1 protein-coding gene (cut by a window edge) is annotated in these 13083 nt (G+C 68.5%); it reads right to left on the bottom strand.

Annotated elements, in window-relative coordinates; genetic code table 11:
* Positions 1-13083 carry the start of an LEPR-XLL domain-containing protein gene (locus tag LCM32_RS04330; protein WP_224819812.1) on the bottom strand. It extends 16341 nt beyond the left edge of the window, so only the first 13083 of its 29424 coding nucleotides appear in the window; the start codon lies at positions 13081-13083; its stop codon lies beyond the left edge, outside the window.

The following is a 13083-nucleotide window of genomic DNA, read 5'->3' as shown; positions in this document are numbered from 1 at the left end:
GCCGTTCGGCACGCCGTTGATGTTGTAGAGGAACACGGTCCCCGAGTTGAAGCCCTCGCTGGCCCAGGTCCCGCTGCTGAGCGTCAGGGTCAGCCGGTCGGTGCCCCCGTCATCCCAGGTGCCCACGGTCATCGACTGGTCGATGCGTTCGATGTGGCTGAGATCGCTGGCCAGGTTCAGCGTGCTGCCGTTGGCGCTGGAGATCACGTAGCTGCCGTCGTTGCCGTCGCTGTCGGAGAGGATCACCGTGACACCGGCGCCGAAGCCGTCATCGGCCCAGTCCTGGCCATCGGTGCGCACGATCTGATCGCCGGACGGAGTCCGGACATAGTAGACCGAGAGGTTGTCCAGCGTGTCGCCGTTCTTCAGCTGCAGTTCCGAGCTGCCGGACCCGCTGGTGACCACGTAGTAGAGATCGCCCGCCGTCAGGCCACCGATCGGGGTGGCCGTGCTGTCGGCGGCCTCGACCAGGTACATCACGCGGGTGCCGTTGGCGAAGCCATGGGCGCGCGGTTCGCCCTCGTCGTTGCCCTCGTCGTAGACGAAGACGATGTTGTTGGCGGATTCCACGTCGCTCGCCGGGTGCGGTTGCAGCTTGCCGTCCACCAGCGTGGTGGTCACGTCCACCTGCCGGGTGGTGAAGGTCTGGCCTTCGGGGGCGACGTAGGTCACCGCCTGGCCGTCCAGCAGCCCATGGTTGGTGATGGTGATCGTGTCATCCGCGGTGTCGACGTTCTGCGGCTTGAAGAGGTCCACGTAGACCGAGCTTTCCGCGTCGCTCACCTTGGCGGCGCTGTCGGTCAGGCGGATCGCCGTGTCGTCCACCTTGATGACGTAGTAGGTCACACCGGTCTGCAGGCCGATGTTGCTGGCCGTCCCGTCGGTGACGTAGAGCCGGACCTCGTCCCCGTCCTGCAGGCCATGCTCCTGCGTGAAGTAGATCGTCTCGGTGTCCTCGTCGATGCCGACCGGCAGTTCGGAGAGCGGATCATAGGACGGGTTGAACGGATCGCCGGAGAAATCGGCGCCGAAGGCGATCGTGTCGTTGTCGAGGACCAACACCGCGTATTCCCGGTTCACTTGCTGGGCTTCCTCGCCGCCGCCGGGGGCCTCAACGGTCTCGGTCGTGGGCCCTTCGAGCCCGCCGATCACCGTGAAGCCGTTCGGATCGTATTCCAAGATCTGCCCGGATTCGAGCCCGTGGTTCGATACGGTGATTGTGTCGGCAGAGGCAGAAACCCCTTCCAGGCTGTAGTCGGGCGCGGTGCCGTCCTGGGGCTTGGCAATGGCCTCGATGGTGACGTTTCCGCCCGCCGAGATGACCGAGGAGGTCTCCAGCTCCGCCGTGACCACGGGATTGATGTTCGCGGTGGCGAGCGACCCGCCAACAGAGACCACGCCGCCCTTGCGGCCCGTGGAGAGGGCGTCCGCCTCGGGGGTGGCCACGGCGCTCAACCGCATGGTGCCCGCGATGGCAAGGGAGCTCTTCTGGCCGACATAGGCGTGGGCGGTCTTGTAGTCGCCCGCGGTGGAGCCGACCGTCGCGATGGCGTCGTTGTCGGTATTTTCCACAAGGCCACCGCCGGCCGCGTCGGAATCCGCGACCGCGCTGTCCTGGCTCGAGGCCTCGATGATCAGCGAGCCTGCGGTGATGCGGGCCTCCCCGGTGGGATTGATCGTGCTGTCGGCGATCCCCGCCTTGGCGGTGCCGGTGGCCTGCGCGTCGGAATCGATCTCGCCGAACCCGGCCAGAAGGCCGATTGCCTGCCCGTCCGCGATGGCACGGGCGTTGTTCGCGGCCCGGGCCCGGATGATCAGCCCGCCCGCGGCGAGGTCCATGGTGACGTCCCCCCCCAGCGAGCTGTCGAGGCTGGCGTTCGCATCGGCCACGGCATCGGTGTACTGCGCCTGCCCCAGGATCGAGAAGCTGGCCCCGGCCTCGGCCTCCGCGGTGGCCCCCTTGCCGGCATTCGCCTCGCCGAAGTTGTGCTCGGTCAGGATCGTGGCCGAGGCGGCGGTGATATCGGCGCCGCTGCCGATCGTGGCGGTGAGAACCGGGTTCACGTAGGCCCGGGCATCCATCACGCCCACGCCGATCGCCGACAGCGTCGGCTGCGCGTTGGTCCCGGCCTCGGCCTCGCCGACCGAGACGGCCTGGACGCTCAGGTCGCCCGAAATGTCCACAATGGTCCCGGCCCCGATGGAGGCGGAGAGCACCGGCGAGGCCTTTGCCTCTGCCAGCGGCAGGTTGACCGAGACCAGCCCATCGGTGGTGGCGTCGGAGAAGGCGTAGGCCTCGCTGTGCCCGCCCGCCAGCACGATCATGTCGAGCGCGCCGGTCACATGGCCGTTCATCGTGGCGGTGACGGTGCCGCTGGCCTCGGCCTTGGCTATGGAGGCGCCGACCGCCGCGATCCCCAGCGACACGGCATCCGCATCCGCCAGCGCAAGGACGCTGCTGAGCGCCTTCACGCTGAGGTTGCCGGAGCCCGCGTTGATGTCGCCGCCCGACCCGATGCTCGCGGTGACGTCGGCGTTGTTCTCGGCCAGCGGGATCGCGCCCTGCCCCGAGACGATGCCGCCGCCGCCCGCATCCGCGTCAGCGAAGGCGCCCTGTCCGCCGCGCACCACCTCGCCATCGGTATAGTTCCCCAGCGCCCGGACCCGCAGGCCCTGCGTCGAGGCGGTGAGGCCGGTGCCGATGCTGGCGTTGATGTCCGGGTTCAGCTTGACCCGCGCCAGGCTGACGCCCGCGCCGACGAAGCCCACGGCCACGGTCAGCAGATCGCCCGCGATGTCATGGTCCGTCAGCGCATCGACCGACATCAGGCTGGCCGCATTCACGGTGACGGAGTTGCCGACCTCGGCCGAGACCTTGGGATTGGTGTCGATGAAGGTAAAGTTGAACGAGCCGCCCACGACCCCGACTGCGCCGCCGAGGGTGTTGGCGGTCACATCGATGTCGCTCCGGGCCCTGACGGTCACGCCACCGACCTCGTCATCACCGGTCCCGATGGTCGCATTGTCCCCGATACGGGCCAGCGTCTCGGTCGTGGCACCGCTGGAATCATTGGTATTGATGTCGGTCCAGGACACGCCGAGCGCCACCGCCCCGGCCTGGAAGCCATAGGTGTTGGTCTCGATGAACTGGTCGTTGTAGGCGTCCACCAGGACGGACTCCGCCCCGCGCACCACCGTCCCGTTCGAGATCTCGGCCGTCTGGCGGCTGTTGTCGTTGATGACGGTCACGGCCCCGCCGATGCCGACGAAGCCCGCCTGACCGACGACCGTGTAGTAGGTCACCGCGCGCCCGCCCTCGGCCTCGATGTCGAGCATTCCGCCAATGGTCCAGTCGCCGCCCATGCGGGCCAGCACGACGGAGGAGACGTTGAAGATCGCGATGGCCGCTCCGACGCCGACAAGACCGCCGGCGGCATTGCCGACGATGCCATCCATCTGGACCCGCTCGAAGCCCGAGATACCCACGTCATCGCCGATGACATAGGTGCCGCCTTCGGCCACGGCATTGACGCCGCGCACCGGGCCCACGCTCAGATCGGTGTTGGTCAGCGGTGCGGCGGCCAGCTGGTTGGCGAAGGCCGTCCCGTCGAGCTTGTTCGTCGTGATCTTGGCAGAGGCCTGCCCCATGGCATCGGCGACCTTGGCATCCGCGGAGTTCGGATTGCCCCCGTCATCGAATTCATCGAGGTTCCCGGCCACGCTCTCGGAGGCGTCACCGCCCTGCTGGGCCGCTTCGGTGTCGGCGGAATTGCCGCCGTCTCCCTGCAGCGCGTTCGACGTGTTGTTCACGCCGCCCGAATACTGGTCATTCGTGGCGTCCGTGTTCTCGGAGTTGTTGTCCTCGTACTCGGAGGTGAATTCCTCGCCCACGGACCAGACCGAGACGGAGGCGCCAAGCGCCGCGACCCCGCCCGAGGCCGAGAGCGAGAAGCCCTTGAGGTGGCGATCCGCAAGCGCGTTTATCTCGAGGTCATTGGCCGCGTGAACCAGCGCGCCGGTCCCGATCGAGGCATTGGTGTCGTTCTTCACGGTGCCGACGCTGATCGCCCCCGCGATCCCGGCAATGCCACCACCGATGGCGCCGGTCGCCTCGAGGATCGAAACGTCGTTGGCCGCATTCACGTAGACGCCCTGCGTCGCGCCGACGGTGTGGTCGGTGTACTTGCCGCTGCGCTGGTTCAGCTTGACGTTGTCTCCGATCCGCGCGGTCGTGTCGCTGTCGATCAGCGTGACCGTGATGGCCCCGGCGATGCCCGCGTAGAAGCCGACGGCACCGGCGATGGAGATTGTGGTGATCTTCTCGCTGCTTTCGGCCTGCACGATGACGCCATGGGCATCGTCCGTGCGGGTGAAGGAGCCGTCGGTGTTAGCCCCGGTCAGCACGCCGTCGATCCCGGAGACCGGGGACAGCGTCGGATCGGTGCCCGCCGCGTCGATCTGCGCACCGTCGGAAATGGTGGCCGAGGTGTCCTTGTTGAAGACGATGACCCCGACACCGGCGCCAAGCGCCGCGCCGCCGCTGAGGGCGACCGCGCCCGAGATCACCAGCACCTCGCTGTCGTCCTTGGCCAGCACGGCCACGTCGCCGCCGGCCTCGATGTCGCTGAGCGCGCCCACCGTGGCCTTGGTGTTATTGTCGAAGCTCAGGACGTTGACCCCGCCCGACAGGCTGAAGGTTCCCGAGACAGAGACGCCCGCCGCCACGAGGAGGATCTTGCCGCTGTTGTTGGCCACGACGACCACGTCATCCTCGGCATCGATGACGACCGAACTGCCGATGGTGGCCAGCGTGTTCAGCTTGATGACCGAGACGTCGACGCCCGGCGCGATCGAGGCGGTGCCGCTGACGGCCCCTGCCGCGGCGACGCCCACATGGTTGAAATCGCCCGCCGCGGCCACGAGGACCGACTGGTGGGCGTTGGCCCCCTGCAGCGGCTGCGCCTGGTTGATCTGGGCCCCCTGCCCGATGAAGCCCTGGGTATCGCTGTCGATCACGTTGACCGCGGCCCCGACCGACACGGCCGCCGTGCCGCCGCCGCCGAGGTTGATCGCATAACTCTCCACATCGTCCTTGGCCGATGCGGAGACCGCCACGCCGCGGAAGTCGGCCTCGGGGGTCATCTGGGCCACGCGCGACCCGCTGAGCGCCCCGTCGTCGCTGACGCCTTCGTCCGTGGAACCGCCATCGTTGTCGAGGTCATCGGGAACCGAGAGTTCGTCCCCGCCCTGCGGCGGCACGCCAACCTCAAGGTCATCGGCACCGGGCAGTGCCGACTTGAGGCTTGCCTGCGACGTCTGGCTGCCCGCTCCCGGCGTCAGCCCTCCCTCGTCCGCGATGGTCGCGTCTGCCGGGGCCGGGGTATAGCTGATCTCGTAGACGCCCATCCGCGCGCCCACACCCGCCACGTTGCCCTTGCCGGTGACCGAGGCCCCGTCGCCGATGAAGGCATCGGTGTCCTTGTCCACTACCACGACGCCGACCGAGGCGCCGACACCGGCGCTGCCGCCGATCGATAGGCCGCCGATGATCAGGTCGAATTCGGATTCGTCGATGGCCTGCACCAGCACCGAGCCGTCGGTGTAGACATCCGCCGCCGGCAGCGCGTCATCCGCCGCCGTCACGGGATCGTCGCCGATGTAGGCGCGCGTGACCAGCGTGGCCACGAAGACATCCGCCGTGATCGTGATCCCGGCCGAGCTGCCGACGCCCGCCGCCAGCGAGAAGGTCCCGAAGTCCTCGTCGTTGGTGGCCTCGACCACCACATTGCCGTCGGCGTCGATCTCGACCCCTTCGGTGATGTAGGCCTCGGTCGTCTTGGTGAGCACATGGGTGTTCACCCCGGCGCCGACACCGGCGCTCCCGCCCGAGAGCGCCAGAGAGCCGGCGACGCCGATCATGTCTGTCTCGTCCTCGGCGTGGACCGTGACACCGGGATTGGAGCCGCCGCTGAGGGCCGTCACATCGGCGCCGTCGCCAATGCTGGCGCGGGTCGTCTCGGTCTGGACATTCACCACGACCGAGCCGCCCACGGCTGCGCCCGAGGCCCCGCCCGCACCGGCGGCGGCCACGATGACCATGTCCTCGGAGCTGTCGGCGGTGACCTGAAGGCCCGCCGCGCCGTCGGTGTCGATGTCAATATTGCCCAGTACCTGCGCAAAGACGTCATCCTCGTGCACGAAGACCGCACTCGACAGGCCGAAGCCGCTGCTGGAGCCGAAGGCCGCGCCGCCCGCCACCATCAGCAGGTCCAGATGGCCGTCCGCATCCACCATGGCGTCGCCGCCCGCGATGATCGAACTGCGCGTGCCCGGCGTGCCGCCGCCCTTGCTCACGATCGCCTTGGTCTCGGTCAGCAGGACCACCACGCCGATCGAGGCGGTGATGCCCGAGGCCGATCCACTCACCCCGAGCGTCGCGGCGATGGAGGAAATCGTATCGTGGCTGTCGGCCTTGATCACCACGTCGCCATCGGCGGCGTCGATGTCGGCCTGGGTGCCGACGGTGGTGATCGTCTCGCGGTCGATGACATTCACGTCCAGACCGATGCCCGCCCCGCTGGAGCCCAGCGACAGCCCCAGCCCGCCGGCCCCGGTGAAGATATCGACGACATCCTCGGCGCTGACTTCGACGCCGTCCTCGCCGTCGAGCGTGACATTGCCTTCGACCGTCGTCTTGGTCTCCATCAGCACGACGTTGACGTTGACCGAGCCGCCAACGGCGGTGCCCTGGTTGCCGACCGCCACGCCCGAGGCGAAGCTGGTCAGGGACACGGGATGTTCCTGCAGGAAGTCGTCGAGGTCGCTCTCCTCGTCATCGCCGGTGTTCAGCAACTGCAGGCTGTCGCTCATCGGGGTGAGGCTGGCGTCCGTCGTCACCGAGACGGCGCCGCCCAGGGCGGTGAGATCCGCACCCGTGCCCACCGTCACCTTGGTGTCGAAGTTGTTGTAGATGTTCACGGCCACGGCAAGGCCAACGCCGGTGCCGTTCTTCAGCGACAGCGCCGCACCGCCGGCGAGGTTCTGCACCTCGTTGTGGGACGTCGCCTTGACCGTCACCGGCCCGGCGCTTGCGTCGATGTCCGCGCCAGTGCCGACATCCACCGCAGTGTCGATGTCGACGTAGTTGACCGAGATACCCCCGGCGATGGCGTTGTTGCCTGTCGCGGCACCGGCAAGCGCCTGCACCTGGTATTCGTTCGGATCGGCCTCGTCCGGGGTCACGGCACGGATCTCGACTGCCGAGCCGCCCAGGACGACGCCGGTGTCCTCGATGGCGACCTTGTTTTCAAGCGCGGCGATGTTCACGCCGATGGCGGCCGAGACGGCATTGCCGTTGGCGTTGGTCACATCGACCGTGGTGGCATTGGCGATGCCGCGGGTGTCCACGGCCATGTCGGAGGCAACGGTGATCGCCCCGGAGCCGGTGATGCTGGTGCCGGTCTTGATCGTCGTGGTGTTGTCGAGGTCGAGGTAGTTCACCACCACCGCGGCGCCCACCTTGGTGCCGCCGCTGGTGCCGGTCGACTGACCGGATTCGGCGCTGGAATTCGTGTCGGCCTGATCCAGAGAGCCGCTCGTCACGTTGCTGGACCCGTTCGCGGTCGGCGTGACGGAGCCGCCAGACTGGTTCTGGGCAAAGCCGGTCTGGTTCGCCGTCTCGCTGTCGCTGTCGCTGCCGCCCGAGGACTGGCCCTCGGCGCCGGCCTTGGCCTCGGAGGTCACGTCGGCCTCGCTGTCGGCCATGATCGTCACGGTGCCCGCCCCCGAGAAGTCGCGCCCGGCCAGCGTGTCGGTGTCGATCAGCACGATGTTCAGCGCGATCGAGATGCCGATGCCGGTCTTGCCGCCCTCGACCTCGCCGTCAGAGACGGTGGTGACGGTGTTGTCGCTTTCGGCCTTGGCGCGCAGCGTGCCGCCGCCAAGGGTGATCGCCCCGTCGCCGATGGCCATGGTACCGATCTCGGCATCGGTGCGGTTCTCGACGTAGGAGATCGCCACCGCGCCGCCCACGTTGGTGCTGCTGCCGCCCTGCGCACCGGCCTTGCCGGTGGTGGTGGTCGTGCTGTCCTGATCCGCGTCGAGCGTGAAGCTGGAGGCCGAGCCGCCAAGCGCCGCGCCATCCTCGATCCGGGCCACGGTGTCGTTGAGCGAAATGCCGAGCGCGATCGAGATCCCGACCGAGGTGGAGCTGCTGCCGCTGGCCTCGGCCGAGCCTTCGGCGAGGGTCACATTGCTGAGCTTGCTCTGCGCGTCGACGTTCACGGCACCGCCGTGCAGGGTCAGGCTGGCCGTCCCGTCGTCATTGCCGTCCTGGTCGGCACCGAAGAGCGCCTGGGTGTCCGCATCCTCGAAGCTGAGGGCGAAGGAGCCGGCGACGCCGGTGCTGCCGCCCGAGGCCCCCGATTTGGAAGTCGCGTTGAAGCTGTGTTCGTCATCCCCGGTCAGGGCGCGGGTGGTCGCGGCGAGGGTCAGCCCGTCCGCTACGATGGTCGTGCCGTCCCCGATGATCGCCCGGTTCGACATGATGCCGACGTTGATCGACACGGCGATCCCGACACCGGTGCCGTCTGCCGTGGTCTTGGCGCTGGCATCGGCGCTGGTCGTCGCGTCGAGGTTGTTGCTGGCGGTGACCGAGACGATGCCGGTCCCATTGTTGTTGTCATCCGCATCCGCGGTGATGGTCAGCCCGTCGGCGATGGTGGCCAGAGCGGAAGCATTGGCCACGTTCACCCCAAGGGCCGCCGAGACCGAGACATCTCCCGAGGCGCCGCCGCCGGAATCGTTGTTCGCGCTCTTCGCGCCATCCAGCGTCTTGCCGTCGGTGCTGCCGTTCGATTTCTCCTGCCCAAGGGCGGTGGCCTTGTCGTTCTGCTGATCGGCGGTGGTCTCGTCCTCGTCGTCGGAATCCGCGCCCTCGGCAGAGGCGATCACCTCGACCTCGGAGGAACTGTCCACATCGGCGTCCAGCAGGACCGACCCATCGGCGGTCACGTCCTGGTTCAGCTCTGCCACGCCATCGTCATCGACATAGGCCACGGCAATCGTCACCCCGACAGCCGTGCCCGAACCCTTCATCGTGCTGTCGCCCTTGGTCACGCTCTCGCCGGAATGGTCGGCAGAGGCGGTCAGGGTCCCGTCGAGCGTCAGGCCGTCGCCCTCGCCGATCCGGGCCTTCGTCTCGCGGTTGTGCACGGTCACGGCAAGCGAGCCCGCCCCGCCCGATCCACCGCCGTCGGTGCCCGACTTGGCGACCGTCTGGCTTTCGTAATCGCCCGAGGCGTCCAGCGTCAGGTCGCCCGCGCCGGTCAGGATGGCCGCGTCGGCCAGTTCGGCCTCGGTATGGATGTCCTCGACCCCGATGGCGATGGAAACGCCCACGCCGGTGGTCTCGGTATCGGTGCTGGAGGTGCCGGCGAAGACCGCGTCCGCAGCGGCATCGGCCGTACCCTCCTCTCCGTCGCGGGTGGGCGCGGAGGTGGTGGAGGCGGCCGTCATCGAGACGTCGCCCGCCCCGGTGATCGTGGTGGTCGTACCGGTTTCGATGGCGGCGCGGGTGTCCGCGTTGGTGATGCCGAGGGCGAAGGCCCCCGCCACGCCGGTCCCGCCTCCGGATGCGCCGGACTGCGCCGCGGCACCGAAGCGATGGGTGCCCTCGCCGTCCACATCCCGCATCGTCGCGGCCAGCGTCAGCCCGGCGGCCCCCAGCGTCAGCACGGAGCCCGTGTTGATCGCCGCGGTGTTCGACATCTCGGCATAGTTGATCGCAACGGCGATCCCGACCGAGTCGCCGTCACCCGCAGAGGCGGAGGCATCGGCCACCGCATCGGACTCCGCGTTGTTCGAGGCTTCGAGCGTCAGCCCCTCGGCGGTGAGGCTCACGCCCTGCAGTTCGGCCTCCGAAACGGAGCTGCTGACCGTCAGCGCAAGGGCCGCGCCCACGCTCACGCCGCCACCGGCGCCGGCCTCGCCATCCGCGCTTGCCTCGGACGGGGTGGAGGCGCTGCCGCCCTTGCTGTTCGCGAAATCGACCTGATCGGCGACCTGACCATCCGAACCGCCCGTGCTTTCGGGATCGGCCTCTTCCTCGGCCCCGGCCGACGTGGCCTTGGCGAGGGTGGTGACGGTGCCGGTGACATCCGCGGTCATGCTGGTCTCGCCAGTGGTGACGATGTTGCGCCGCAGGTTGGCCGAACCGCGATTGTCCACGAAGGCAAGCGCGATCGCGGCCCCGATGGCGGTCGACCCGCCCTGCACCTCACCGCCCGCGGTGATGAGACTGGTGCCGGTGTGATCCACCGTGCCGATGATGCTGTCCGCGCTCAGCGTGCCCGACGTGCCGGCGTCGGCCTCGGTCACGTTGTCGACCACGGCGATCGCCACGGCGCCACCGATGGTCGTGCCGGTGCTGGAGGCCCCGCCCATGGCATTGGTGGTATCGCTATGCTCGGCCGTGGCGGACAGCGTCAGCGCGCCCAGGCCCGAAGCCCCGACGTTGGTGTTCAGACTGTCTGCCAGTGCATTGCCCTGCAGCGCCGCCCGGGTCGTGTTCGACCCGACATAGAGCGCCACGGAGGCGCCCACGCCGGTGGAGGCGTCGCCGCCCTCGCCCGCTTCCTCGGCAGGCGTCGCGCTGGAGGTGGTACTGGTTTCGCTACTCGCGCTCAGGCTGAGGTCCGCCCCGCCGAGGGCGAGGTCCGACCCGCTGAGCACCAGCGCGCTGACATCCGTGGTCACGAAATGCAGCACGAGGCTGCCCGCAATGGCGGTCTGCGAGGCTGCGCCTGCGCCCGACACCGCCGTCAGTTCATAGGTCGACCCCGCGTCGAGCGTTGCACTGCCGCTGAGCGCCGAGGTCGAATAGATGCCGTTGCCACCGAACCAGGCGTGCACGTCGGTGTCGATCACCCCGATGCCCACGGCGATACCGACACCGGTCCCGCCGGTGCCCGTGTTGATGCCGCTGGCCGCGCCGCTGACGGATTCCGTCGAGATGGCGGCCAGGCTTACGCTGCCCGCTCCTGCGGTCGTCACGGCGCCATCGGTCAGCAGGTTGACTCCGGTGTTCGAGGTGAAGACGGACACCACGACGGCGCCCGCGAATTCGATGTCGCCGCCGCCGTCCTGCGTGCTGGCGTCATTGTCGGCCAGTTGCTGTTCCGAGGTGTTGGAGGTGCCCCCCTGCTCGGCGCCACCGGCGGTGGAGGTGGCGGAGGTCGCCAGCGTGCTCTGCGCCGTTGCGCCCAGCGCGATGCTGTCGGTGTCGCCGCTGCCCAGAACGGCGCTGTCGGTCACGGTGACATCGGTGGTGATGTCCGCCACGGTGACGGCGACGGTCGCGCCGGCCTGCCCGCCCGAGCCGTCCACGGTGCTGGTCACGTCAACGGTGGAGGCAGCATCCATTGCCAGGGTCCCGCCAGAGACGACGGACGAGGTGCCATAGACGCCGATCTCGGAGGCGGTGAAGACGGTGGCGACCGCGATGGCCGCGTCCACATCAGCCTGGCTGTCGGTGTTGTCGGCAGTGTCGTCGGTGGTGACGGTCAGGCTCACCGAGGTATCGAGATCCACATTGCCGGTGGCGCTAAGGGCTCCGCCCGCGACGAAGTTGCCCTCCTCGCCCACGAGGATGCGAGCCGTGTTCAGCCCGGCGATGATCGAGCCCCGGAAGGCGGCGCTGCCGAAGCTGAGCCGGTCGACGGAGGCGCTCGACGTGGCCGAGGCCGTCATCGTCAGATCGCCCGCCGTGGCCGAGACCGCGCCCCTCACCTCGATCGAGGCGGTGGGGATGATCAGATAGAGACCGTCGGTCTTGTCCTCCAGCAACTCGGGCAGCAGGCCGCTGTCCGTCGCGGCGGCGGTGAAGGTGATGTTGCCCGCATCGACCGTGGCGCCACTCTCGACCTCGATCTGTTCGGCGGTGATGGTCACGTTGCCGGTGGTGTCGAAATCGCCGGTGAAGGTCACCCGGTCCAACCCGGCGCCCCCGTCGACCACGAGGTTCGCGGCGCCGAGGTCGAGGTTGCGCACCTCGAGGATATCGCCTTCCGCCACGGCGGCGATCAGGTTCAGCAGCGTCGGCAGGTCGTCGGTGAATTCGTCGAGGTTCGGGAACAGGCCCTGATCATCCAGCATGTTGATCGTCAGCGTGCCGGTCGGCAGCGCGATGTCATGGACCTCGAAGGTCGGCACACCGGAGGCGCTGGTGATCGTCAGGCCGTTGCCGCCGGCCTGCAGGATCGCATTGTCGCTGACCTCGTCCAACAGCAGCGGAACCGCGAAATTCACGGTGACATTGGTCGCCGCCATCGTGCTGCTGACCGGCTCGAGCCCGGCGTACTGCAGCACCGCACCGTCGCGCGTGACGCTGCCCGAATGGCCGTCCAGCGCCGTGAACTCGACGTTCTCGAAGGTGCCGCCTTGGAAATCGACCACGTCATAGCCGCCGTCGCCACCGTCGACCCCTCCGTCGAGCGCGCCCTCCGCCTCGACGATGAAGCTGTCATCGGTGTCGGCCGCGCCCTGCAGCGTTTCGACATTGGCAAAGCGCAGCCCGCTGACCGAGCCCGCGTTGTGACCGTCGATGCGCCATTCGGTATCCTGTTCGGAGCCCGCCAGCACGTCGTCGCCATCGCCGCCGTCAAAGAACAGCGAGACCCCCAGCGGGAACGCCCCCGCGACGCTGAGCGTCAGCCGGTCGTTGCCGTCGGTGCCGGTCAGGATCATCTCGCTGACGTCGCTCAGGGCCTTCTCGTCCACCAGCTCGCCGGTGTCGTCGTCGTAGATCCGGAACATATGGGCGACGTTGTCGAACTCCAGCGTCCAGGCGACCCCGTCCCCGCCCGCGTCGGCCATCGGCATGATGTCCGCCGACAGCAGGTAGCGCGGCTCCAGCGCCTCGACCTTGATCGCGGAGACCCGCACCGGCACGCGGCCTTCGCGGATGGCACGCAACTGGGCGAAGAACCGGTGCCGGGTCTGGCCTGCGAACCATTTCGGTTGCGGACGTTGTCGCGAGCGAGTTTCAGGATCGACCGGAGTTGCGCCGTTCCAGATGGTCTTCAT

The sequence above is a fragment of the Pseudooceanicola nanhaiensis genome, from assembly GCF_020171315.1.
In the GTDB taxonomy this organism is placed as follows: domain Bacteria; phylum Pseudomonadota; class Alphaproteobacteria; order Rhodobacterales; family Rhodobacteraceae; genus Pseudooceanicola; species Pseudooceanicola nanhaiensis_A.
The sequence above is the reverse complement of the archived record's forward strand: the minus strand, read 5'-3'. Positions and strand labels throughout refer to the sequence as shown.